This window comes from Wolbachia endosymbiont of Oedothorax gibbosus, assembly GCF_936270435.1.
Lineage (GTDB): Bacteria > Pseudomonadota > Alphaproteobacteria > Rickettsiales > Anaplasmataceae > Wolbachia.
This window is the reverse complement of the sequence record NZ_OW370567.1, coordinates 120,021-145,773: the sequence shown is the minus strand read 5'-3', so window position 1 is coordinate 145,773 and position 25,753 is coordinate 120,021. Positions and strand designations below refer to the sequence as shown.

Here is a 25,753-nt window from a genome sequence, read left to right as displayed (position 1 = left end):
GTTAAGGATCTCGAAAATATGAGGTAAAGTAGGCATAGTTAAGAAAGAGGTATATCTATGCAAAAAAGCTATCCAAGCGATATAAGTCAAGAACAATTTGAAAAAATCAGACCAATACTGGAGAGTAGCAGAAAGAAAACAAAACCAAGGAAACTTGATTTGTATGATGTATTTTGTGCAGTGCTATATATCCTAAAAAGCGCCTGCCAGTGGAGAATGCTGCCAAAAGATTTTCCAAGGTGGGAGAACGTGTATTACTATTTTCAAATGTGGAATAAAAAGAATGGAGCAGAACCAAGCTTGCTGGAAGTAGTCTTAAAAAAAATTAGTTGGAGAGGTTCGTATCAGCAATGGTCGGAAAGAGAAAACCAGTTTCTGTATAATTGATGCACAAAGTGTTAAAAACACAGATACTGCTGAAAAAAAGGGCTATGATGCAGGTAAAAAGATTTCAGGCATAAAGCGTCATATTGCAGTTGATACGCAAGGCTTGCCACATGCAATTCATATAACAACGGCAGAAGTAACTGATCGTAGCAGTGCTGTGGAAATGGTGGAAAAGGCTGAAGAAAACCTCTCTGAAGTTAAAAATATACTGGTTGATGCTGGCTATACAGGAGAAAATTTTGCAACTCAAATAAAAGCTACTATTGGTGCAACTGTTGAGGTAATAAAGCGAAGTGAATTACACTCTTTCGTTGTATTGCCAAAGAGATGGGTTGTTGAGCGTTCTTTTGCTTGGTTGGAAAAATGTAGGCGTTTGTGGAAAAATTGCGAGCGGAAACTCAACACTAGCTTACAGATGGTTGTTCTCTCCTTCATTTCTCTCTTATTACGAAGATTTTAAACAGGTTCTTAAGTTGACGCCATTGTCTGTTCAGATGCATGGCTAATGCTGAAACAAAAATTCCAGTGCTCCCTTTCTTGTCATCCCAGTCTGGGATCCAGATTGGGCACTAAGTTGGTAAACACGAAAACGCTTTACAACGTTTTTGATGGAACTGTGCAAAAGGACTGGATGCCAGTGTCAGCTACTTGCATGACACCCATTTGTTCCTATAGTTGTCTTTTCTCGTCTACCTTATTTTGCCACTCTGCTGAACAGATACATATACTGAGGCTCATTTAAATATAGAGCCTCAGTGGTGCTTAATTTTTTCAATTTATGGTAGCCCTACTATGATGTAGATCTATATAACTAAAATTTCACTTCCACCAAGGGGATATTATTCCAGCTATTGCTTCCATAGTCATCAATAGAAGCGTTTAAGTAATCTGTATCAAAGCGCACGGGCACATCAAATTCGAAGCTCGCAGTGATTAGACTTCTTTCAAAATTGGAAAAGAGCAAAAAATTAGTATAAAATCATACATTTAAAAGTATGAGATATGAAGAAACTAAGGAGTTAGATGAAGAGAAGTTTCGTCGTCTGACAGGAGTAAAGAAGGCAACTTTCAACAGGATGGTAGAAATTTTAGATGAAGAAGATAGAAGGAAAAAAGCAAAAAGTGGGCGTAAAAGCAAGCTCTGTATAGAAGACAGGCTACTTATGGCATTGGAATATCTTCGTGAATATCGGACATATTTCCACATTGGTCGAAGTTATGGTATGAGCGAAAGTACGACCTATAAAATCATAAAGTGGATTGAAAATACATTGGTAAAACATCCGGATTTTGCATTGCCAGGGCGAAAAGAGGTTCTAAAAAGTGATATAGAATATGAGGTTTTAGTGATAGATGCAACAGAAACTCCTGTGGAAAGACCCAAAAAAAGCAAAAAAGATTTTATTCAGGAAAAAAGAAAAAGCACAGTATAAAAACACAGATTATTTCGGAAAAAGAAAGCAAAAAGATCATTTGCACGTCTTTTTCAAATGGTAGGAAACATGATTTTCGGCTTTTTAAGGAGTCAAAAGTGCACATACTACCAAGTATCAAAGTCCTAGCAGATAGCGGTTACAGAGGTCTACAAAAAATTCACGCAAATGTTGAATTGCCACATAGAAAAACGAAAAAGCACCCATTGACTAAGAAACAAAAGCAAGAAAATCAAGAGCTTGCAAGCAAAAGAGTTGTGGTTGAGAATGTAATCGGTTTGCTTAAAAGATTTAAAATTATTGCAGATAAATATCGCAATCGGCGAAAACGTTTTGGATTGAGATTCAATTTGATAGCTGGAATTTACAATCTAGAGTTGATGATGTGAATTTTGAAAGAGGTCTATTATCACATCTTTTACTGGTGGTTTGATAAACGTGATTTCTCCCGTTGAATAATTCACTGAATATTTTTCTGTCTTTTCACCATCTAAGTAAATTTTTATTGTATCATGCACTGGCTTTTTGATCATACGTGTATGTTTGTCTTTTCCACTTATGTAAGTTTTCATCAGTTGAAAGGTCGTTTTTTTATCGTCTCCTATACCAATCTCTTGATTAATGGCTATAAAATCTGACCAATCCTTAAAACGAAACCCTATTGCTTTACCTTTTCGTGCATGAAAAAATGTTATGAGTTCTGTTAGCTGCTCGTTTGATCTGACCCCGTAAGCTATGTTGTATCTAGTGCGTGCATGAGACCAATTGATGTTGCGCTGTTCACAACCGTTATGAGTTGTTACAACGTCAGTGGAAAATTCCGGTCCTCCAGCGGAACCATAAGATATATTTTCTGGAAATCTAATTTCTGTGAATGACATATGTCCTCCTGTAAAAATGAAATAGTTTGGTTGAAAAAAATGTTATAATTTGAAAGCGTTTCACATAGTAAATGACGCTATGGAAAGTGGATGAGACCACTGAGTTAAACTGCTGTCATACCCACAATTACTATCACAACTGTACGAACGTTGTAGTTTGGGCCACCAGTGGGCCAGTGCCCAGACACTGGGATCCAACTTCTATGCAACTTAATTAAAAACGTTTGTTTTAGCGTAAGACAACTACCTTTAGCTCATCAGCTCAGTTATAAGAAAAACTTCTGGATTCCAGACTGGAATGACACCATTTGCTGTGCAATTTACCTTCAAAAATGAATATTCGTACAGCTATGCAATTACTATACTCAGGTTCATTTGAGTTGTCAAGCAAAAAAATAAAATTTTATGGCAATTGAAACTAATCTTGCTTGTGACTTAATTCATCTACTTTTTTGCGTAATACATTCAAATCAGTTGCTCCTATGAACAGGCTATCTCCTATTATTAAAAAAGGTGTGCCACCTACTCCCAAATCTCTTACTAGGAGCTTACTGCCATTTATCATTTGCTCAATCTTGTCTGCATTATTTTTCATGGAACTATTAAAATCATCCTCATCAATTCCTATGCTTTTCACTATATCCAATATGCTTTCGTCTGAAAATCCTCCTTTGTGACTTAAAGCAGAATAGTGAAAGTCGAAATATTTTTCTTTATCAATAAAGTAAACAGCTAAAGCGCTTTTTGCTGCCCTTAAAGAGTCATTACCAAGTATTGGAGCATCCCTAAAGATATACTTAATTTTACCGTCGTTAATTAACTGTTTTATATCGTCTTTTATAGTCTTGCAATATCCACAAGAATAGTCAAAGAAGCCTGCAGCTACAACACTACTATTTTCATTTCCGGAGTAAGGATAAGTAAGGTCAAATATTTGATCCTTGTATTGTGAAATTTTACTTTTGGTTACATTATCTCGAGCAGCGTAACTACTTTTAATCGACTCTTCTTTGGGAGTTTTTACGATCTTATCAAAATTTCTACTTATATAATTATCTGATTTCTCACCTATATAATCATCGCTCAGGGGTTGATTGCGTTTTGCAAGCCAATTATTTATTATCGGCAAGCTTGCTATTGCTATTATTAAAATCAATAAAAACGATATTCTAGACATACAATTTATTTAAAAACCTACAACATAAAACTTTAGTACACATTTATCTGTATATTAAAAGAAGCATCTAATATTAATATATGAAAACATTTATATCAAGTGTATTTTATAACCAGTTTTGCCTCAAATGCAAACTTTAACAATAAAAACTAAGCGCAAAACTAATCAGAAAGTTTAAGATGCAAACAGCAGAGGTGCGCGGAGCATAGATTTAAGTTGTTTCCGCTGTGTATTATTTTTCGCGGAATAAACATATGAGTGAACCGACAATTGGTAGAGAAAAAGAAATAGCTATTCTACAAGACAAACTTCTTTCTCAATCAGCCGAATTTATTGCTGTTTATGGTCGGCGTCGTGTGAATGTTGCATTATCTGCATTTTATCAGCATAATATAAGGGTAATGTAATGCAGATATTATGCCGATACCAAATTATACAATTACTTCTAAAATTGCTAATTGCCTTATGAGGATTGAAGCAGCAAAAGAAAAAGTGTTACATTTGCCACTCACTGTATCGATGCTTTCGTCTCTTCGTGAAACTGCACGGCTTTATACCACACACTATTCTACTATGATTGAAGGAAATCGACTTGAGCCTAAACAGATTGAAGAGGTTTTAAGTGGTAAAAGCCACTTTCCAAAATATAGGAGAGATGAAAATGAGGTTAAAGGATATTATGCAGCTTTAACTCAAGTTGAACAATGGGCAGCGAGAACGATCCCTATTACTGAGAAAGCCATTCAAACGCTTCATGCCCTAGTAATGGCAAGTGGAAAATCTAAAGTGAAGCCAACACCTTATCGAGATGGTCAAAACGTTATTCGTGACAGTCGTACACGTGCAATAATTTATATGCCACCTGAAGCAAAGGATGTACCAAAGCTCATGAGCAGTATGATTGATTGGATTCGTGACAGTGAACAAGTGCCTTACCCAATTATTGCAGGTATTGCTCATTATCAATTTGTAACAATTCACCCTTACTATGATGGTAACGGTCGTACTGCAAGATTGCTGACTACATTAATTTTATACCTTGGTGGATATGACCTAAAAGGACTTTACTCATTGGAAGAATATTATGCTAAAAATCTAGGAGCATATTACGAAGCAATTAGTGTAGGGCCATCGCACAACTATTACATGGGACGAGCTGAAGCAGATATCACTAAGTGGGTGGAGTATTTCGTAGAAGGTATGGTAAATTCATTTGAGAACGTTTTACAACGTATAAATAAAGAAGAATACCACGCTGATCAGACTGATCTTATACGTAAGCTTGATCCTAAACAACGCAAAGCTCTTGAGCTCTTTGGGGAATTTTCCATGATTACAGCTAGTCAGGTTGGCGAACTATTTAATTTTAAGCCTCGCACCAGTGCGCAACTTTGTAAAAAGTGGGTGGAAATGGGGTTTATTGAGATTATAGATTTTTCCAATAGAGGAAGGAAATACAAACTTAGTAAGCAATATGAAGATTTGATCTCAAATTAACTGAAAGCTCGCTAGAAAGTGCATAGATCAAATTTCAATAAAGTGCTTGAAAACTAAATGTAAACTTAAAATTTTAAAAACTGGAATATGTACAACAACTTACGCTACTTCATCAAAGCCTTAGAAGAAAAAAAGGATCTGATTAGGATTAAGGAAGAGGTTTCAACAGTTCTTGAAATGACAGAAATTCATCGCAGAGTTTTATCAAGCAAAGGGCCAGCGATCATTTTTGAAAATGTTATCACAGAAAATGGCAAAAATTCGATTCCAGTTTTGGTGAATTTATTTGGTACTATTGAAAGGATTGCATTGGGGTTGAACATAAATCCTAATGAACTAAGAGATCTTGGTAAACTTTTAGCATTTTTGCAATCTCCTGAACCACCGAAAAACTTTAAGGATGTTATAAAAATGTTTCCTCTATTAAAAGTCGTGTTATCGATGCGAAGCAAAGTCGTGAGCAAGGCTCCATGTCAAGAGGTGGTGCTAACCGGAGATGAAGTGGACCTAAGTCTACTGCCCATTCAAACATGCTGGCCAAATGAACCTGCACCACTTATCACCTGGCCGATTGTGGTAACAAAAGGACCCACGAAAGATAAACAAGATAATTTCAATCTTGGAATATATCGTATGCAGGTTATAGATAAAAAAACGACTCTAATGCGCTGGCTTGCACATCGTGGAGGGGCAGGTCACCATAAACGGTGGAAAGAGAAGGAACAAAATATGAAATTTCCCGCTGCTGCTGTGATCGGTAGTGACCCTGCAACGATTATTGCTGCAGTAACCCCGGTGCCAGAAACATTGTCAGAATACCAATTTGCTGGACTGCTGCGCAAAAAACCTCTTGAGCTTGTAAATTGTAAGACTATACCACTTCAAGTGCCAGCTCACGCAGAAATCGTTCTGGAAGGCTATGTGAGTTTGGATAGATATCAAGACGAAGGGCCATACGGAGACCACACTGGCTACTATAATTCTGTTGAGCAATTTCCAGAATTTAACATTACTGCAATTACAATGCGTAAAAACCCGATATATCTTAGCACTTTCACTGGCAAGCCACCTGATGAACCATCAATACTTGGTGAAGCACTCAATGAAATTTTTGTGCCCATTCTTATCAATCAATTTCCAGAGATAGTGGATTTTTATCTGCCGCCGGAGGGTTGTTCATATAGAATAGCAGTAGTGTCGATAAAAAAATCTTACCCCGGACATGCAAAAAGAATTGTTATGGGCATACTTTCTTTTCTCAAGCAGTTTTTATACACGAAATTTATTATCGTTGTTGATGATGATATAAATATACGTGATTGGAAGGAAGTGATGTGGGCAGTATCAACAAGAATGGATCCTGTGCGTGACACAATCATGATAGAGAATGCACCAATTGATTATTTAGATTTTGCTTCTCCTGAAAGTGGACTTGGAGGTAAAATGGGATTTGATGCGACAAATAAAATCCCGCCAGAAACCAAACGAGAGTGGGGAAAGAAAATTGAGATGAGTGAGGAAATAGTAAGAAAAGTTACGGAAAAGTGGGAGGAATATATGGACTAGACTTCTTGCATAAAAGCAGAAAAAAGGGGAATGTTCAAAAAAGTGTGTCAAACCGCATTTTTAGTTCAACTCAATTTTCAATCTGCCGGGAAAGAAGATATCAAATTGAGACATAGTTAAAGCCCAATTAGGCAAAGCCATAATCCATTTTTGCTCTACCTTTTTTATAGCACAATACACCTGTTTATACAAGCTGGTAAATGAGCCCTTAGTTTTAGTAAATTTTCTAATCTGTCTATGCAATCCCTCAATAACCTCAGTTATGGATTAGAAAATAGATAAAAGTATAACTAAGAAGAGGGAAACAGGGTAAACTCGAGTATTTTAGTAATAATAAGAGGTTACCCATGAAGAAAGATATTACAGAACTGTACTGTTGCGTCGAGGATTTTTGTCGTGCGGTAGATGATAATTTTGCAAATAGGTTCTTATCAAACGGCAAAAAACCAACCAGAGTACCAGAAATAGCGCACTCAGAAATTCTAACCATAATCCTATTATACCATAAATCACCATGTAAAAACTTCAAGGCTTTTTATCTTTGTTATCTTCAGTTATTCTATAGATCAGAGTTTTCAAAGCTGCCTTCATATCACAGATTTATTGCCTTAAAGCCGCGAGTTTTGTGGTATTTAGCATTACTTTTGCAATGGTTTTGTGAACAAGCAAAAATGACCGGGATTTCCTACATAGATTCTACTTCAATAGCAGTATGCCATCGAAAAAGAATCTCAAGAAATAAGGTTTTCAAAGGATTAGCAGAGTTAGGAAAGAATACTTACGGCTGGTTTTTTGGTTTTAAATTACATGTAGTAATCAATGAAATAGGTGAAATTCAAGGTGTTACGCTAACCAGAGGTAACGTCGATGACAGAAAACCTGTACCAACTCTAACCAAAAAACTAACTGGACTTTTGTTTGGAGATAAGGGCTATATAAAGAAAGAGCTCTTTGAGAAACTATTCGATAGAGGTCTAAAACTCGTCACTAAAGTGAAAAAAGGTATGAAAAATGCACTGATTTCGCTGAAAGAGAAGATTTTACTAGGGAAAAGATCGATTGTTGAAACGGTTTTTGGCTGCCTAAAAAACAAATTTGAACTTGAGCACACTCGGCATAGATCCACAGTAAATTTCTTGGTACATATTTTTTCTACCCTCATTTCTTATTCAATGCAATCGAAAAAGCCCTGTATTTCTCAGCTTTACTTCGTTGGTTAATCCATAACTGGGGTCAATAGGATTGGTAGTATAAATTAGCTTCCTGACTGGGCCAGAATACTTGAAATAACCGGACAAATTTTCCCAATTATTTTGCCAAGATTTCACAACTAACAGATACTTTTCGCCCCATTTTCTTCTAGCTCAAGTAAGTAATTCTCGGCAATTTCTCTGCTTGCAGCACGATATATTTTTTTCAGATCATTCATGAAAACTTTCACATCTTTGCTGGATACATATTTTAGAGAATTTCTTATCTGATGTACTATACATAGCTGTACTTCTGCTTTAGGAAACGCACTATTTATCGCTGCAGGAAAGCTTTTTAGCCCATCCACACAGGCAATCAGGATATCTTCTACTCCTCTTTCTTTGAGATCATTTAGTACTCCCAACCAGAACTTCACTTTCAGCCAACTAATACTTCTTTTCTGCCATTTTGTTAATATATTGTACATACATTTACTTACACAATGTCCATCCTCTTTGACCTTAAAAAACCATAAACACTATCGGATATACAGATTGCAGCGGACGACTACGCCATTCGTTGATTACCGGTAGCAATTTGTCAGTAATACTTGATATCTCTGCTGCCGATATTTTGTGATCATAAATTTCCTCAATATGTGACGCTATATCTCTATAGCCCATACCACTGGCAAATGTGCTCAAAATCTTCGTTTCAAGCTCTGGATGTAAGTTTGTTTGCCTTTTTTGACTATTTGTGGTTCCCTCCCTATCTCTTGGTGTTAACAGCTCAAATGAACCAGCACTTGTCCGCAAAGTCTTTCCATTTCTCCCATTTCTTCGATTATTCTCTTCACTTTTAGCTAATAAGTGATTTTCTATTTCACCTTCCAAACTCGCCTCCAACAGCTTTTTTATCAATGGTGTTAGCGCACCATCCCTACCTGTCAACGGTCTTCCTTCTCGTATAGATGACAAGATATTTGTTTCTAATTCTTTATAATCTACCAAAGTTCTGTTTACTATTTTTTGACGTTCGGTAGAAGTCATAGTCCTATCCCCCTTGATTGAGTTTTGCTTCTATAACTCCCCCACAAGAACCGTGCATGCAGCTTTCCCGCACACGGCTCCACAATATTAGCGTTCACGACATACCTCCTGTGTATATAAGGAAAAACATATTTTTGGTTTTGGTGGTGGATTGACTTGTGTATAATGCATAAATTGTTCCCAATTCATGCTCTTTTTCTGGCTACGTCGGTTTATCCACTTAAACGTTAGCTTCTTTACTGCCCAATTAAACTTATTGAGCCATCGATAATTTCCGCTAATCCCGAAGTAGTTATAGTGTCCTCTTAGTTTGGCTTTGAGTATTTGCCACCAGTCTTTGAGACGAATAAGATTCCGAACCGCTTTCAACCACTCTTTGATTTCTTTAATCTTTCTGGCTAGGCTTATTTTTGAAGTTTTCTGCTTCATCATAAGTCTGCCATTTCGACTTTTCCCACAATAATGTGTAAATCCCAGAAAATTAAAGCTTTCCGTCTTTCGTTTCTCTCTTTCTGCTTGATACCATTCTTTCTTACCAAACTTTACTATTTTTGTTTTATTTTCAGATATTTCCAAACCAAACTTGGCTAATCTTTGTTTCAATGATTCTAGAAATTCTTTAGCGTCTTCCTCACTTTCACAGCACACCAGAAGGTCATCTGCGTACCTGACTAGCTCCATATACCCCTTAGATTCTTGTTTTACTTTCTTTTCAAACCATAGATCTAGTACATAGTGTAAATATATATTTGCCAATACAGGGCTTATTACTCCGCCAACAATGTTGCAAAAAACGTAAAATTAGAGAAAAGCATTTCTCGAAAACTTCTGTGTCCAAAACCAAGAGAGCTATTTATTTATAGCACCAATAATCAATTAACCATCAGCTTCAATGAATGATATGAACATATTATTTCAAGGAAAGTTCATGGGGAATAAGAGATCGGCTGTACGGATTAGCTGTAGCTATGAGCCTAATCGGTTGTCAGAAAAGTATTTGTTAGATGCTTATGAAAGAGCAGCATCAAAGCAAGTAAGTCAAAAAAGCTTAAAACATAAAAGTGCGATTCAAGGGGGATCAAATGGTAACAGTGAGTTTATATGCAAGAGTTTCTTCGGGGAAACAAGCACAAGAAAATACAATAGCAAGCCAAGTTGCAGCTATAGAGAAGCAGATTAGCATGGATGGGTACAGATTATTGAGAGAGCATGAATTTATTGATAATGGCTACAGTGGATCTAATTTAGTCTGTCCTGGTCTAGAAAAATTACGTGATAAAGTAATAGAAGGTGAAATTGATAAAATTTACATTCATTCTCCTGATCGTTTATCTAGAAAATATGCATATCAAATGATATTGCTTGAAGAATTTCAGAAAGCAGGAGCAGAAGCGGTTTTTTTAAATTATGAGATTAACGATAACCCAGAATCCCAATTGCTGTTACAAATGCAAGGTATGATAGCAGAATATGAACGTGCAAAAATTATGGAACGAAGTCGTCGTGGAAAGATTTATGCGGCTAATAAAGGTTGTGTAAGTGTAATGGGAGGAGCTCCATACGGTTATCGTTATATAGATAAGTATATGGGAGGAGGACAAGCTTTATTTGAAATTAACGAAGAAGAAGCTGATGTTGTTCGCAAAGTATTTTTGTGGATAGGCAGAGAAAGGGCAAGTATTGGGGAAGTATGTCGTCGGCTAAATACTATGTCCATTATGACACGAACAGGAAAAAAGTGCTGGGATAGAAGTGTAATTTGGGGTATGTTAAAAAACCCCGCTTACAAAGGACAAGCAGCTTTTGGTAAAACAAAGGTAGGTGTAAGGTTACAACAGATAAGACCACAAAAACATTCTTGTGAACAGCCAAAAGATAATTACTCCATTTATCCTGTCGAAAAAGCGAATTGGGTTTATGTTAAAGTGCCAAATATAGTGGATGAAGATATATTTGATATGGTTCAAGAACAGTTAGCTGAGAACAGAAAAATAGCCAGGACAAGAGAAAGAGGAGCAAAGTATTTATTACAAGGTTTAGTCGTATGTAAGCGTTGTCGTTATGCATATTATGGAAGTCCTGTAAGAAATAAACGAGGAGAAAAAGTTGAGCATTATGCATATTATCGTTGTATTGGTAGAGATTCTTACCGTTTTGGTGGTAACAAAATTTGTGATAATAAACACATTCGTACAGATGCATTAGAAACAGCTGTGTGGGAAGAAGTTAAGCATTTATTGAAAAATCCAAATAGAATTTTAGAAGAATACAAACGTAGACTTTTAGAGCTTAAAAAATCATCGTGGGATAAAAAAAGCGATTTGCTTGAAAAGCAAGAAAATAAATTAAAACGAGGCATTGCTAGACTTATTGATAGTTATGCCCAAGAATATATTAATCAAGAAGAATTTGAACCACGAATCAAAGCGATGAAACAAAGCTTAAAAACAATTGAAGAGGAGAAGAAGAGGATATTTGATCAAAAGAAATTAGAACAGGAAGTAACTCTGGTCGTGACCAATTTAGAAGACTTTTCTTCCAATATTACATCAAACCTTGATAGCGCAGAATGGCTAACTAAACGCGGTATTATTAGAACATTGGTTAAGAGAATTGAAGTTGACCTTGAAGACGTAAACGTGGTGTTTCGTGTAAAAGAACTATCAAACTTTCCTGGACATAATGGAGAAGAAAAGAAAAATTTGCAACATTGTTGGCGGAGTAACTACCTTTACTTTCGTTGCACCCTGTATTGTCCATTCCATTAGCTTTACTACGCTCGTTACCTTACGCAGCATAATGGTCTGTTCTAGGCTGTTGGCTAGACTTTGCCTAGGTTGGATTTTCACCAACTGTTTTCTAAACGCTTCCCTTGACGCACTCATGTCAAACCTCCATTTTTTTTTATATTAATTTATTACTTTTTTTTCGGTTTGACACACTTTTTTGAACCATACGCGTCAAGTTAAGGAAAAGTGTAAGTAAAGTTGATAGAGTGAAGGAAAATAATAAGGTATAAATTCTCTTGGATATATGAATGAGAGAACTTACAATGGACAGAATAGCTTGCTTATCAAAAGACCTCAATGAATTCTTTAATGAAAAAGCAGACGAAATATCAATTGCAGTAGGTTTTATAAAAAGAAAGAGAAAACTTAATGGCTCATCATTCATAAAAGCTATGGTTTTTGGTAACATAGGAGTTGATGATTGCAACATAGAAACAATGTGTCAATTACTAAACGAGGACTCGATAGATATAACAAAACAAGGTTTGGATTTTAGATTTACTGAAGAAGCAGTGGAATTTATGAAAAGGATGTATAATGAATCTGTGATTCTCTTTAAAAATATCTTGCAAGTTGATTGCAAAATCTTACAGCAATTTAATAGTGTTAAATTATTGGACAGTAGCTATATTACTCTACCTAACAGTATGGAAGAGATGTATAAAGGTTATGGTACTAGCTACAGTGGCTATGAAAGCAATACTAAGTCTGGAATAAAGTTACAATTAGTTTTCGACTACATGAATCAGATAATAGACCAACTTAATTTAACGGAGGGGGTAAGATCAGACCAGGGATATAGGAAACATTTAAGTAATATATTAAGCAATGATTTGCTAATATCTGATCTCGGTTATTTTGTGCCAAGTTCTTTTAAACAAATCAATGAAATAGGAGCTTATTTCATAAGTCGTTGATACCAACATATATGATGTAGAAACAAATCAAAAAATGGAGTTATTAGAATGTTTAGAGGATAAGTTATTTTTAGAAAACGAGGTATTGTTAGGAAAAGAAGCAAAAATTAGAGTAAGAATTATATGTCAGAAACTAACTGAAGAACAGTCTATGGCCAGAAGAAGGAAAGCTAATAGATTAGCAAGATCGCAGGGATATACATCCTCTAAAAGAAATCAAAAATTGTTGAACTGGTCAATATTTATAACTAATGTTCCAGAAAATAAAATTAGTGCTGAGCAAGTATTAACGATTTACAGAGTAAGGTGGCAAATTGAGTTATTATTTAAATTGTATAAAAGCCATATCAGGCTTGATAAGCTAAAAGGAAAGCCATGCAGAGTATTATGTGAACTATATGCTAAATTGTGCGCAATTCTTATATTTCACGGCATAGTTGGTTGCACAGAAGTGAAAAAGAATACAGAACTTAGCTTAACAAAGGCATTTATTGAGCTAAAAAGGCGGGTTAGAGAGTTATTTTTAGTATTAACCAAAATTAATAGTTTAAAAGCATTTCTTAAAAAACTCACTATAACTTGGTCGCGATTTTCATTAAAAGACAAACGTAGAAGGGCTAGAGTATCCACTTTAACCTCTCTAAATTTGCTCACAATCTCTTAACTTGACGCGTATGCTTTTTTGAACATTCCCGAAAAAAGTTTGGCTTTTTTGTAATGCCGCGATTAGTATTAACTGATAATTGTGATTTAAGTCCGTCACAGTGCCCTTTTTTTGTTATCCTAGCATGTGACACTTTATGATGGTGTCATGCAAGTAGCTTGATACTGGCAAGACGGCAGTGCCCCTATGATGTCATCCCAGTGCTTCCTTCTCCTGTCATCCCAGTGCCCAGACACTGGGATCCAGAAAACTTAACTTTAAATAAGTGGCTGCATAATAAAGACTAGATCCCAGTGTCAAGCACTGGGATGACACCCTACTTAACCGTCATACCGCGATTCATTCGCGGTATCTCATACCAAACTTTGTTATTGGGAAGACAAATAGGACATGTTATAAATTTGCTTAAACTCTGCAATTACAGGCAAAAGGGCTATTTTTATTTGTCTTATTATTAATGAGACTTGGTATCAGATCCCGCTAACAACTTACTATTACCCACAAATAAAGACATGGTATTGTATTTACTCAAATAATTTAATTTTATTAACTTGAAAGATTATTAGATTAAAATTATTAAATTAAGAGTTATAATTTTAGCAACTAAAAGCTGTAAATTGCACCATATAAACAGTTATTTCAAGCAAAAGTTATACCATTAAGAGCTATGCAACAAACGTTCATATTTGTGGGTAATAGTAAGGCCAAAGACTATGCAAGAGGTCTAATTATTCTGCCGCAATTTTGCTCTATCACACTTGCCACATTTAATATTCCAGCTTCGTCATAATAATTTCCAATCACTTGCAAGGCAAGTGGTAAACCCTCATTGGAGAGCCCAACAGGAACAGAAATAGCAGGCAATCCTGCCAGACTTGCCGGCACAGTAAACACATCATTGATGCACATAATTAGCGGATCTGGCTTTTCATTTAATCCAAAAGCTTCTGTTGGAGCAGATGGCACAAGTATGTAATCTATTTTTTCAAACGCTTTTATAAAATCATTTCTGATTAATGCCCTAATGCACTGCGCTTTTTCGTAATATTCATTATAATGACCTGAGAAAAGCGCATAAGCGCCAATTAAAATTCTTCTTTTCACCTCTTTACCAAAACCTTCTGCTCTTGTTAGTGAATACATTTCTTCAAGGGTATCAGCATCAACCCTTAACCCATAACGCACACCATCGTAACGAGCAAGATTGGATGAAGTTTCAGCAGAACAGATTAAATAATAGACTGGTATTGCATATTTAGTATGTGGCAGAGTAACGTCAACAACTTCAGCGCCATTTTCTTTTAAATAGGAAGCAACTCTTTCCCAATTATGAACTATTTCCTCTGAAATTCCATCCATTCTATATTCTTTTGGTATACCAATACACTTACCCTTGACATCACCATTTATAAAGCTAGAAAATTTAGGCACTGGCTTTTCGCTCGATATTGAATCTTTTTTATCATAGCCACAAATTGCTTCCAGCATTAGTGCTGAATCAGAGACAGAACGAGTAATGACTCCTGCTTGATCCAGAGAACTTGCAAATGCAATCATACCAAAACGCGAGCATCTTCCATAAGTTGGCTTTATTCCAACTACTCCACAATAAGCTGCTGGTTGGCGTACAGATCCACCAGTGTCACTTCCTAGCGCTCCAGCACACAAAAATCCAGCAACTGATGCTGCAGATCCACCAGATGATCCACCAGGCACAACTTTTTCCCCATCACTTTTTCTAATCCACACATTTTCAACAGGGCCAAAATAGCTGTTTGTGTTCGCAGAACCCATAGCAAATTCATCCATATTAAGCTTACCGAGCATGGCTGCTCCACTTTTTAAAAGCAAATCAGACACCGTAGATTCGTAAGTCGGAACGAAATTTTCCAGCATTTTTGAGCATGCTGTTGTTTTTATTCCTTTTGTACAGAATAGATCTTTGATGCCAACTGGTATACCCATGAGCGGCGAGATTAAATCATCCTTTTGCCTAGAGAAATGTTCATCTGCAGCTTTAGCAGCTTTCATTGCTATCTCTGGGGTTTTTGTTATAAATGCATTTAATTTCTCATTTTCAACCGCACTGATGTGCGCCTCCATGAGTTCAACAGCGGAAAAACTCCTTTTTTTGAGCCCGTCATGCATTTGTGTAATACTTAACTTTCTTAGTTCATTCATCAATATTTAATTTTTAGCAAGACGTTAATTATAACATGGCACGATAAAAAATCCATACATTTATAGTTGCAGCTAGAAGTGAGATCTGTGTATGAAGCAAAATTGTACACCTTACTATAATCACTTTCAAAACATAACGTTCGTACATTTTGCTAAGTTTATGTGTCTTCTAAATTTAAATATCAACATCATGCACATTAAGTGCATTGCTATTGATAAAATCACGGCGTGGTTCAACTATATCGCCCATTAGTATTGAAAATATGGAATCAGCTTCTTCACAATCTTTTATTTCAACCTTCAGTAAAGTTCTAGCCTCAGGATTTAACGTAGTATCCCATAGCTGATCAGCATTCATTTCACCAAGACCTTTAAATCTCTGCAGAGTTAAACCCTTTTTACCATAGTCCATTATTATTTTTGCAAGCGTACTTGGAGAAGTGATTCTTATTTCAGTTTCTTGTGACTTTAAAAATGAATCACCATTAAATAAATTACTTATACCATCAAGCAAACTTAATATGTTTTGCATATCTTTGCCTTCAAGCATACTAAGTGCAAATATATATTTATCTGCCAATCCTTGAAATAATTTAGAGATGTGAATTTCTTTTTCTTCATCTTTTATTTCTACTTCCCAAGTATATTCGCTGTACATTAATTTTAAATACTTTAATATCTCATCAGCCGATGATAGAGCATTCTTTTTGCTTAAAATTAGCAATGACTCTAAGAGATTTTGTGGTATTTCTCTATCATAATTTTTGCTAATATTAGAAGTGCTAACACATTTATTCAAAATAAGGCGCAAGTCGTTAAATTCTGTAGCTGCACCACTTAGTGTTAATCTTTTAACTGCTGAGTTTATTATATACTCTTCAAAGGTTTCGTCATCTTTTATATAAGTGTCTTTAGCATTCTTTGTAACTTTATAGAGGGGTGGCTGTGCTATGTATAAGTAGCCTTTTTCAATAATTTCACGCATATGTCTAAAAAAGAAAGTTAGAATCAAAGTTCTTATATGTGAACCATCAACATCTGCATCTGTCATGATGATGATTTTATGATATCTAGCTTTTTCAATATCGAAGTGTTCACTCCCTATTCCAGCACCAATTGCAGTAATTAAAGAGCCTATTTCTGCAGATGAAAAAATACGATCTAAACTTACACGTTCTACGTTTAGAATTTTTCCTCTTAAGGCAAGCACTGCTTGTGTTTTACGATTACGCCCTTGCTTTGCAGTGCCACCTGCTGAATTACCCTCTACTATAAATAATTCCGATAATTCAGGGGCTTTTTCCTGGCAATCAGCAAGCTTTCCTGGCAGAGTTGCAATATCAATATTGTTTTTGCTTTTAACTAACTCTCGCGCTTTTCTTGCAGCTTCTCTTCCTTTTGCTGACCTGATTGCTCTTTCTACTATGCTTGCTGCCAATTTGGGATCAGTTTCAAGGATTGTACTCAATTTATCAGAAACTATGCTCTCCACAACTGCACGTGCTTCAGAACTAACTAGTTTATCTTTTGTTTGTGAAGAAAACTTAGGATCAGGCATCTTGAGAGATAAAACACAAGTTAAACCTTCTCTAACGTCCTCTCCAGTTAAATTTACTTTTGCTTTCTTTAAAAACCCTTCATTAGTTGCATAGTTATTGATACATCTAGTTAGTGCAGATCTAAATCCTGCCAAATGCGTACCACCATCTCGTTGTCTTATATTATTTGTGAAGCATAACATATGTTCATAGTAGGAATCATTCCATTCCATCGATATTTCCAAGCTGATGCCAAGATCTTCTGCATCTCCTTTCATACTGGCAATTTTAGTTACATGTGTCTTATTCTTATCTAAGTACCGCACAAAATTCGCTGTACCAAAATTGTCTTTAGATTGGTTGCTCTGATTGAAATGAGATTCTGTATATGGTTCATTGCGCAGATCACGTAAAGTAATGTCGATATTTGAATTTAAAAATGCTAATTCTCTTATACGACTTTCAAGCGTTGAGTAACTGAAATCAATGCCATTAAAAGTGTCTGTTGATGGCATGAACGTGACTTTAGTTCCTCTTTTGTTTGTATTTTCGTTGACTACCTTTAAAGGTTCAATAGATTCACCATTTTCAAAACGCATAAAGTGTTCTTTCTTATTACGCCAAATAGTTAATTCCAACCAGCTTGATAATGCATTCACAACTGAGATTCCAACACCATGTAATCCTCCAGAAACTTTATAGGTATTACTGTCAAATTTACCACCAGCATGGAGTTGAGTCATTATTACCTCTGCTGCTGATATTCCTTCTTCTTCATGAATGTCAGTTGGAATGCCACGACCATTGTCAGTTACAGATACTGAACCATCTTTATTTATGCTAACTTCAATTTTATCACAATATCCAGCTAAAGATTCATCTATTGCGTTATCAATAACCTCATATACCATGTGGTGCAAGCCAGATCCATCGTCAGTGTCACCAATGTACATACCTGGACGTTTTCTTACAGCATCAAGACCCCTTAAGATTTTTATTGCATCGGCATTATAACTATTTTCCATTAGATTGCTTTATTTATACACGTTAATTGATGTTACATTCAGATATACTAGTTAGCAACATTTTTAAACTGATAACCCATGTTAAAAGCACAACTTTACGAACGTTTATTTTTGAAGACAGCAAATAGTGTCATTCCAATGTGTCTTCTCGGTGGAGATTGCTCTCAAATCATAATGTTCGTACAGATGTATGCTTGACATAAGATCCAGAAAATTTAGTTATACATAGGAAAATCTGAGTTGAATGAACTACACCAACTCACATTCAGCAAAAAAGAAAGCTATTTCTCTATGAGCATTTTCTAGACTATCTGAGCCGTGGACTCTATTTTCACTAATGTCATCAGCAAAATCACCTCTGATTGTGCCTTTATCTGCCTGTTTTGGATCGGTAGCTCCCATGATTTGTCTGTATTTACTTACTGCATTTTCACCAACTAAAACTTGAACTATCACAGGACCAGAAGTCATAAACTCTACCAATTCCCCAAAAAAAGGCCTATCTTTATGAATTTCATAAAACAGCTCTGCTTGTTTTTTTGTCAGTAACATCATTTTTTGTGCTGTGATTTTCAGCCCAGATTGTTCGATGTAGGAATTTATATTGCCTGTAATATTATTTTTTACTGCATCAGGTTTTAATATTGAAAGTGTTCTCTCAATTGCCATATTATTTCCTTATATAAGATCTTATATTTATAGATTTATTTTATTGTAAATTTTGATTTCATAAAAGCAATTTTTTACTTATAGTTAAGAATAAACTATCAAGGGAGTATTGTATGCATACTTGTTGTAAAAAAACTAATGAAAAACCTGAATCTACTGCTAAAAAATTGGTCAATAACTTGAAATCGTCAATTTTTTGTGGAACAAAAGGATTTTTGACTTTTAGTTTGGCATTTTTAAGCTATTTGGAATATAGCTCACATCATAATACAGAATTAAAAAAAGGTGCTGCCTTTGCAATGAAAAGAAATACTATTCCGTTTCTTGAAATGGCTGTCATAGTGCCATTTGTTTGTTTTGCGCTGCCAGCTATGGTAGGTAGTATAAGTCTTATACAGTGTGCGCTTATATGTGCTGCATTGATGGTTGCAACATGCTTTTTTGTAAGAACTTTTCACGTGCGTGAGTGGTTACTAGAAAAATGGACCAAACATAGTACACAAGAAATAGATGAGCAATTTAAGGAAGATGCTATAAAATTTCCTATTTTCGATCAAAATAGAAAACACATCGAGTATAATTCGCCTAATCAGGGACAATCGCCAAACAAAACAAGTAGCTTATCTTTTCTTACAGTTTTACTTTTTTCCCTAAAGGTTCTTTTGAAGGTTCTGCAAAGTTGTATAATGCTATCTTTAGCTGCTGTTGAACTTCTTGAAACGGTACCAAGTCTTTTTGTCGATACATTTTTCGATTGGAGCTTCACATCTACCAAGAGTAACCTGCAAAGATCAGGCCATTTATTGTATGCCAGTGTGAGAAATTTAGTGCCTATAACTAAATTTGATGAGTGTGTAGCTAATTTTATAGGCGCCCCAGAAGTAACTTGTTGTAAGTAGTGCGTAGGTGAAAAAGGCTGTCATTTTATTTAACCTTGGTGGACCTGATTCACTGAATGCGGTCCGTCCTTTTTTATTTAACCTTTTTTATGACAGAAGAATAATCAGTTTACCAAACCCTTTTCGGTTTCTTTTAGCAAAGTTTATATCCGCAAAACGAGAAAATACTGCACAAGAAATATATGAGCAAATTGGAGGTAAATCGCCAATTCTGGAGAATACAAAAATGCAAGCTGAAGCGCTTGAACAAGAACTTAACAAACCTGTCTTTTGTCATCCCAGTGCCCAGACACTGGGATCTAGAAAAAAAAACTGGATTCCAGCGTCACGCGCTGCAAAACTAACAAAAGTATTCATCTGCATGCGCTATTGGCATCCATTTGCTGACGAAGTTATTAAAAGTGTAAAACAATTTGATCCTGATGAAGTAATTTTGCTGCCACTATACCCTCAATATTCAACTACCACAACTTTATCATCCATCGAAAATTGGCAAAAAAATGCTAAAAACCATGGTCTAAAGTGCAATATAAAAATAATTCACCATTATTATAATAACGAAGACTTTATTAAAGCTCACGCTAATTTAATAGCTAAGCATTACAAATTAGCCAGCAGAATCGATAAGCCAAGAGTCCTATTTTCAGCCCATAGCTTACCTCTTAGTATTATTAAAAAAGGCGACCCTTACGCTTCACAGGTAGAAAGAAGCGTAGAGTTAATAGTAGAAAAGTTAGCTATCAATAACTTAGATTGGTCAATATGTTATCAGAGTAAGATAGGTCCTGTAAAATGGCTAGAGCCAAGCACTGAAAGTGAGCTATTACGCGCAAAAGCTGATGGTGTACCTGTAGTTCTATCACCTATGTCTTTTGTTTCTGAGCATTCAGAAACACTTGTGGAACTTGATGTAGAATATAAAGCAATTATCAAGGGTGGATATTATTTTCGTGTGCCAACTCTCAGTACCGATCCCTTGTTTATAAAATGCTTAGCCGATTTGTGCATAAATCTCCCTTAAAGTCCTGATTTATAGGGCTTTTCTTTTAGGATTTTATGTGATAGAATAACAGAAAGTTATTAACTATTTCATGCCAAACAAGCTAAAAAAGAAATCTAACATACTCGCACAAAAGGTGCATGATATTTATGATCATGATTTCAGGAAGGTAATCTGCATCACAACAGGTTTAACAGCCCTATTGTGTAAGATTTCACTGCAATTTTGCTGCGAGTTCATTGACAATAATAGATCCAATATCTTTCTTATACGGAATGTTGCTCGACTAGTAAAGTTTCCGACATCTATTCTATACATTGCCCATTCTGCATTTACTCTACAGGATCTAATTAAGGATTACAGAAACCCTGAGAGTAAAAAAGAGCTGGCAAAAATTGTGGGTAAATCGGCTAATCTTGCAAGCAGCATCATAGAAGCATTGATGATGTTGAAAGTCATCCATTTTTTTACTAGGAGTAATGCAGACGTAATAAGTCACATTCACTTAACATCAACGATCCTATTTCTGTTTATTTCGGAACCTATAAGTTACTATTATTCATGGAGAAAATACCTAGATAATAAGGATCATGAAAAGTCTGCTAAGTGTAAGCAGGACCTTATTATCAGCACATTAACTTTGTCATTAGGTTTGTTAAACTTCATATTAAGAAGGATAGAAACTCCAACTATACCAATAAACTTGGGTAGTGGTATAATCTATAATTTCAACTTAAGCGTAACAGTCAGCATAATATATAGTGCAGTATTTCTGGCAGTTCAGCTTGACAAATTGTTTCAACAACCTGTCAATGATGATCCTTCCACTGAACTTGACAATGCTCATCATACTGAACTTGACGATAATCGGGAGCCTTAGACTCCTCGCGTGACCCAAACTAAGTAGAAAAAAGGCAACTCCTTTGTCATCCCACTCCCCTGTCATCCAATTTCTTGTCATCCGAGTAGCTCCTTTCTTGTCATCCCAGCGCTCCTAATAATGTCATCCAAGTCTGGGATCTAGTTTTCTTTACAAATTCACCAAAAGTGTTTCATTCTATAACGCAAAACCCATATTCACAAAACCCAATGCATTACTTGCAGTTTAGATCCCAGACTGGGATGACATCATCCTTTTTTTTGGAATTCCAGCGTCACGCGCTGACCTCTCTTGGGCTCTTTTAGCCATAAATATTTAAGAAATTTACCAAATAAAAAAAAAGGCAAAAGAAACCCTAGTCATTGTCTATTTTCTGTATTGGCGTTTTTTTAAGTCTTAAACACTGCAATTTAGCTGCTTTTAAATGCAACTCACCTTAGTTTAAATGTTTAAGAAATTTACTAAGCAGAAAAAAAGGCAAAAGATATCCCGTGTTAGCTAGTTGTCACTCTCTAATCCTGCAAATCGGCGTACTATACTGTCTTAAACAGCGCGTTTCAGCTTGAAAACCCAGAAATGTTGTGAAGACATAAGGTGCACATAGTGCAAAAAATTAAAAATAAGACGCCAACTACGTTGTTTTCTTGCTGTTTAATCTGCACAGATGAAGATAACTGAATACCTTCAGTTTCATGATAAGGGAAATGGCAGAGTTTGTCAAGGAAGTTTTTTCGTTTCTATGAGCTGCCTGAAACCACAATATTCGCACAATTGGAAAATGGTTGCGGGAGTAGGATTTGAACCTACGACCTTCAGGTTATGAGCCTGACGAGCTACCGAGCTGCTCCATCCCGCGTCGTTGTTTATCTAGCTATTATACTTGCAATTATAGGATATACAAGGATAAAATCCGCTATGGGTCGTATATTAGTATATTTATTAACTTTTCTTGACATAATAGCTAGTTATATACGTCATAACCTACGTAATGAAAAATATAACTTGATACTGTGGTTTCCTGTGTGTCAGTGTGTAGGGATTTTAACCTATTTTTCCCTAAGTTTTGAACCAAGCTACATATCTATTTTTCTTTTGCTTTCACCTATACTAATTCTGATTGCAATATTAGACCTCTTTCAAAATTCACATCATCAACTCTAGATTGTAAATTCCAGCTATCAAATTGAATCTCAATCCAAAACGTTTTCGCCGATTGCGATATTTATCTGCAATAATTTTAAATCTTTTAAGCAAACCGATTACATTCTCAACCACAACTCTTTTGCTTGCAAGCTCTTGATTTTCTTGCTTTTGTTTCTTAGTCAATGGGTGCTTTTTCGTTTTTCTATGTGGCAATTCAACATTTGCGTGAATTTTTTGTAGACCTCTGTAACCGCTATCTGCTAGGACTTTGATACTTGGTAGTATGTGCACTTTTGACTCCTTAAAAAGCCGAAAATCATGTTTCCTACCATTTGAAAAAGACGTGCAAATGATCTTTTTGCTTTCTTTTTCCGAAATAATCTGTGTTTTTATACTGTGCTTTTTCTTTTTTCCTGAATAAAATCTTTTTTGCTTTTTTTGGGTCTTTCCACAGGAGTTTCTGTTGCATCTATCACTAAAACCTCATATTCTATATCACTTTTTAGAACCTCTTTTCGCCCTGGCAATGCAAAATCCGGATGTTTTACCAATGTATTTTCAATCCACTTTATGATTTTATAGGTCGTACTTTCGCTCATACCATAACTTCGACCAATGTGGAAATATGTCCGATATTCACGAAGATATTCCAATGCCATAAGTAGCCTGTCTTCTATACAGAGCTTGCTTTTACGCCCACTTTTTGCTTTTTTCCTTCTATCTTCTTCATCTAAAATTTCTACCATCCTGTTGAAAGTTGCCTTCTTTACTCCTGTCAGACGACGAAACTTCTCTTCATCTAACTCCTTAGTTTCTTCATATCTCATACTTTTAAATGTATGATTTTATACTAATTTTTTGCTCTTTTCCAATTTTGAAAGAAGTCTATTGTATAAAAGGTACGCGATATTATGTATCGCTTTGATTGCAGTGCTCATAGGATTTACAGCTAGCAAGTTGAGAACAGCTTTAGTTGACACTCAAATTCTTGATAAAGAGAGGTATGTAAAAAATATCGTTGCCACAGTGAAGGATATTAACGACAGGGGCTCATATAAACAATTTCTGCTTTCTGTCTCTACTATCTCAAAATCCTCTCCTGTCATCCCAGCGCCCTCTCCTGTCATCCCAGCACCCCCTTTTGTCATCCCAGTACTTGATACTGGGATCCAGAAAAAAAAGATATGGTCACGCGCTGGAATGACACCGGATAGAGCTCTAGATAACATCAGAATATCAGTTAGAACCAAAGTGGAAAAAGGCATTAAAATAGGCGATCAAGTAAAATTATCAGCAAAGCTTTTTCCTCCAAAAATTGCGCCCTCGGAGTATGCATATGATTTTGCAAGAATAGCATATTACCAGAAAATAAGTGCTACAGGTTTTGCAACAAGCAAAATAGTTTTGCACAAAAAGGCTGAAGCAAGGAAATTTCAAGAGTATATAGAATCTTTCCGTCAATACATTTATGAAAACCTGCAGCAAAATATCAAAAAACCACATGCGGACATAATCTCTGCATTACTGATCGGTAAAAAAGACGGAATAGATCAAAAAACTATGGACGCGATACGAGATTCAGGTATAGCACATTTGTTTGCCATATCTGGTTTGCATTTATCATTCGTTGCTGGGCTGTTTTTTGTAGTGTTTCGTAATTTATTTGCAACATCTGAAACTTTAACTCTTAAGTATAACACCAAGAAAATATCTGCATTCCTTACTATTTTGCCAACCACGTTTTATTTGTTGATTACCGGTATGCAAATTTCTGCTCAGCGTGCCTACATCATGGTGATTTTAGTACTCGTTGCAATAATGATAGAGAGAAAGTACCGAGGATTAATAGCGATTGCGTTTGCTGCCTCAGTGATACTCATCATAGAACCAGAAGCAATTTTAAAGCCTGGCTTTCAGATGTCATTTTCCGCCGTTTTGGCACTGGTTGCTAGTTATCAGATCAATGCTAATAAATTGTTCAAAATAAAAATAATGAAATATTTTGTGTCGATAATGATCAGCTCAGTAATAGCAAGTTTAGCAACTGTTCCGTACACGATATATAATTTTAATTATTTTTCAATCAGTGGCATTATCACAAATTTAGTTGCCATACCAATAGTTACATTAATTATTATTCCACTTGGAATAATTTATGTCTTATTGATTCCTGTAGGTATTGAATGGATTATAGCGCCATTTATAGAGCGTCCAATTGACAGTATTTTGTATATAACAAATGCTATTGCTAGTCTTCAGTATTTGGTTATTCCCATTCGCACTTTTCCTGCCTCATCAATTATTATAATAACACTTGGTTTATTGTGGCTGTGCTTGTGGGAAAGAAATTGGCGTTTTTTGGGATTTTTTTTTATTGTACTGGGTATTTGCTTTAGCACTGCATATAAAACCCCCGACATCCTAATAAATGCTGATAATGTTGCTGCAAAGGAGAGTGATAACTTACTATATTCTCTCACTAGAAAAAATAGGAACTTTGTTGTCAAAACATGGGCGAAACAAAATGGGCAGAACCAAATTTTGAATCATAAAAAATACAATAACTCAGATAAAAGACTAAAATGTAACGATTATGGCTGTATATATAATAAAGGAAATAATAAATCAGTGTTGCTAGCTTATAAAAAAGAAGATATTCTAGAAAATTGTGGTAAAGTTGATTTAATAATCCAACTAAGTGAATTCAACTATTCAGTTTGTAATACTAAAACTATCAAATATGCCGATTTAGGAACGCATGGCACACATTCTGCTTGGTTAACAAATCGTTACGTAAAGATTAATACAGTGCGCTCCAATAGGCCTTGGCACATGTTGAAAAATTAAGAAACTTGATTTTAAGGTTT

General features: G+C 35.5%; 18 protein-coding genes, 1 tRNA gene and 5 pseudogenes. 13 read left to right on the top strand and 11 right to left on the bottom strand.

All coding sequences use genetic code 11. The features are described from left to right. Positions 1 to 57 precede the first annotated feature (57 nt). A protein-coding gene (locus NBW39_RS00740; protein WP_250294658.1) for an IS5 family transposase occupies positions 58 to 847 on the top strand; the annotation gives its coding sequence in 2 pieces (ribosomal slippage) (positions 58 to 318 and positions 320 to 847; 789 coding nt in all). Positions 848 to 1,198: 351 nt separating this feature from the next. Here NBW39_RS00740 and NBW39_RS08655 read toward each other — a convergent pair. After that, positions 1,199 to 1,327, bottom strand: a pseudogene (locus NBW39_RS08655) (DUF2460 domain-containing protein); the annotation flags it as partial. Positions 1,328 to 1,382: 55 nt separating this feature from the next. Between NBW39_RS08655 and NBW39_RS00730 the strand changes: the two are divergent. After that, a protein-coding gene (locus tag NBW39_RS00730; RefSeq protein ID WP_250294694.1) for an IS5 family transposase occupies positions 1,383 to 2,209 on the top strand; the annotation gives its coding sequence in 2 pieces (ribosomal slippage) (positions 1,383 to 1,770 and positions 1,770 to 2,209; 828 coding nt in all). Here NBW39_RS00730 and NBW39_RS00725 read toward each other — a convergent pair. After that, positions 2,192 to 2,701 carry a TIGR02217 family protein gene (locus tag NBW39_RS00725; RefSeq protein WP_250295329.1) on the bottom strand — a complete coding sequence of 170 codons (510 nt, stop codon included), beginning with the start codon at positions 2,699 to 2,701 and terminating at the stop codon, positions 2,192 to 2,194. The two genes, NBW39_RS00730 and NBW39_RS00725, sit on opposite strands and share 18 nt — an antisense overlap. Positions 2,702 to 3,119: 418 nt before the next feature. Continuing rightward, positions 3,120 to 3,878 carry a DsbA family protein gene (locus NBW39_RS00720; RefSeq protein WP_250295328.1) on the bottom strand — a complete coding sequence of 253 codons (759 nt, stop codon included), beginning with the start codon at positions 3,876 to 3,878 and terminating at the stop codon, positions 3,120 to 3,122. 254 nt (positions 3,879 to 4,132) lie between these two features. Between NBW39_RS00720 and NBW39_RS00715 the strand changes: the two genes are divergently transcribed. The 3 genes from NBW39_RS00715 (at position 4,133) to NBW39_RS00705 (ending at position 6,941) form a co-directional block, all read left to right on the top strand. Then, positions 4,133 to 4,285: a hypothetical protein gene (locus NBW39_RS00715; protein ID WP_250295327.1), complete on the top strand. Its 153-nt coding sequence runs from the start codon at positions 4,133 to 4,135 to the stop codon at positions 4,283 to 4,285. Positions 4,286 to 4,295: 10 nt separating this feature from the next. Next, positions 4,296 to 5,375, top strand: coding sequence for a Fic family protein (locus NBW39_RS00710; RefSeq protein ID WP_250295326.1), 1,080 nt, complete (start codon positions 4,296 to 4,298; stop codon positions 5,373 to 5,375). 87 nt (positions 5,376 to 5,462) lie between these two features. After that, on the top strand, positions 5,463 to 6,941 hold the full coding sequence (locus NBW39_RS00705) for a UbiD family decarboxylase (RefSeq protein ID WP_250295325.1): 1,479 nt from the start codon (positions 5,463 to 5,465) through the stop codon (positions 6,939 to 6,941). A 60-nt stretch (positions 6,942 to 7,001) separates the two neighbouring features. On the opposite strand, the pseudogene NBW39_RS00700 reads toward NBW39_RS00705, so the two are convergent. Beyond that, positions 7,002 to 7,202: pseudogene (locus NBW39_RS00700) on the bottom strand (IS256 family transposase); the annotation flags it as partial. Positions 7,203 to 7,288: 86 nt separating this feature from the next. Here NBW39_RS00700 and NBW39_RS00695 point away from each other — a divergent pair. After that, positions 7,289 to 8,161, top strand: coding sequence for an IS982 family transposase (locus NBW39_RS00695; RefSeq protein WP_250294632.1), 873 nt, complete (start codon positions 7,289 to 7,291; stop codon positions 8,159 to 8,161). Here NBW39_RS00695 and NBW39_RS00690 read toward each other — a convergent pair. Together NBW39_RS00690 and NBW39_RS00685 are read right to left on the bottom strand one after the other, a co-directional pair. After that, positions 8,144 to 9,181, bottom strand: a pseudogene (locus tag NBW39_RS00690) (IS256 family transposase); the annotation flags it as partial. The gene NBW39_RS00695 and the pseudogene NBW39_RS00690 overlap by 18 nt on opposite strands. 87 nt (positions 9,182 to 9,268) lie before the next feature. After that, positions 9,269 to 9,949, bottom strand: a complete 681-nt coding sequence (locus NBW39_RS00685; protein ID WP_256466314.1) for a reverse transcriptase domain-containing protein — start codon at positions 9,947 to 9,949, stop codon at positions 9,269 to 9,271. A 314-nt stretch (positions 9,950 to 10,263) separates the two neighbouring features. On the opposite strand from NBW39_RS00685, the gene NBW39_RS00680 reads away from it, so the two are divergent. From NBW39_RS00680 to NBW39_RS09120, 3 genes and pseudogenes are all read left to right on the top strand, one after another. Then, positions 10,264 to 11,949 (top strand): recombinase family protein, encoded by a 1,686-nt coding sequence (locus NBW39_RS00680; protein WP_250295324.1) that lies wholly within the window; start codon positions 10,264 to 10,266, stop codon positions 11,947 to 11,949. Positions 11,950 to 12,233: 284 nt separating this feature from the next. Further along, a pseudogene (locus NBW39_RS00675) lies at positions 12,234 to 13,551 on the top strand (IS4 family transposase). A gap of 194 nt (positions 13,552 to 13,745) precedes the next feature. Continuing rightward, a pseudogene (locus NBW39_RS09120) lies at positions 13,746 to 13,835 on the top strand (WPE palindromic element domain-containing protein); the annotation flags it as partial. A 427-nt stretch (positions 13,836 to 14,262) separates the two neighbouring features. Here the strand turns inward: NBW39_RS09120 and gatA are convergent. The 3 genes from gatA to ndk all read right to left on the bottom strand — a co-directional run bounded on the left by gatA (position 14,263) and on the right by ndk (position 18,964). Continuing rightward, entirely contained in the window at positions 14,263 to 15,732 is a 1,470-nt protein-coding gene (gatA, locus tag NBW39_RS00665) for an Asp-tRNA(Asn)/Glu-tRNA(Gln) amidotransferase subunit GatA (RefSeq protein WP_250295323.1), read from the bottom strand. A 175-nt stretch (positions 15,733 to 15,907) separates the two neighbouring features. Beyond that, positions 15,908 to 18,295 (bottom strand): DNA topoisomerase (ATP-hydrolyzing) subunit B, encoded by a 2,388-nt coding sequence (gene gyrB, locus NBW39_RS00660; protein WP_250295322.1) that lies wholly within the window; start codon positions 18,293 to 18,295, stop codon positions 15,908 to 15,910. A gap of 249 nt (positions 18,296 to 18,544) precedes the next feature. Further along, positions 18,545 to 18,964, bottom strand: a complete 420-nt coding sequence (ndk, locus tag NBW39_RS00655) for a nucleoside-diphosphate kinase (RefSeq protein WP_250295321.1) — start codon at positions 18,962 to 18,964, stop codon at positions 18,545 to 18,547. Between the two features lie 113 nt (positions 18,965 to 19,077). Between ndk and NBW39_RS00650 the strand changes: the two genes are divergently transcribed. The 3 genes from NBW39_RS00650 to NBW39_RS00640 all read left to right on the top strand — a co-directional run bounded on the left by NBW39_RS00650 (position 19,078) and on the right by NBW39_RS00640 (position 21,743). Next, positions 19,078 to 19,863 carry a hypothetical protein gene (locus NBW39_RS00650; protein ID WP_250295320.1) on the top strand — a complete coding sequence of 262 codons (786 nt, stop codon included), beginning with the start codon at positions 19,078 to 19,080 and terminating at the stop codon, positions 19,861 to 19,863. Between the two features lie 7 nt (positions 19,864 to 19,870). Further along, a complete protein-coding gene (gene hemH / locus NBW39_RS00645; protein WP_250295319.1) occupies positions 19,871 to 20,884 on the top strand; it encodes a ferrochelatase in 1,014 nt (337 codons plus the stop codon). Between the two features lie 70 nt (positions 20,885 to 20,954). Next, the gene (locus NBW39_RS00640; RefSeq protein ID WP_250295318.1) at positions 20,955 to 21,743 is read left to right on the top strand and encodes a hypothetical protein; all 789 of its coding nucleotides are present in this window, start codon (positions 20,955 to 20,957) and stop codon (positions 21,741 to 21,743) included. 779 nt (positions 21,744 to 22,522) lie between these two features. Here the strand turns inward: NBW39_RS00640 and NBW39_RS00635 are convergent. Beyond that, positions 22,523 to 22,599 (bottom strand) — tRNA-Met (locus tag NBW39_RS00635). Between the two features lie 287 nt (positions 22,600 to 22,886). Next, positions 22,887 to 23,713, bottom strand: a protein-coding gene (locus NBW39_RS00630; RefSeq protein WP_250294694.1) for an IS5 family transposase whose coding sequence is annotated in 2 segments (ribosomal slippage) — positions 22,887 to 23,326 and positions 23,326 to 23,713 — 828 coding nt in all. Because the reading frame shifts where the segments join, the coding sequence is not laid out codon by codon here. A gap of 31 nt (positions 23,714 to 23,744) precedes the next feature. On the opposite strand from NBW39_RS00630, the gene NBW39_RS00625 reads away from it, so the two are divergent. Next, entirely contained in the window at positions 23,745 to 25,733 is a 1,989-nt protein-coding gene (locus tag NBW39_RS00625) for a ComEC/Rec2 family competence protein (protein WP_250295317.1), read from the top strand. The last annotated feature ends 20 nt before the right edge of the window (positions 25,734 to 25,753 follow it).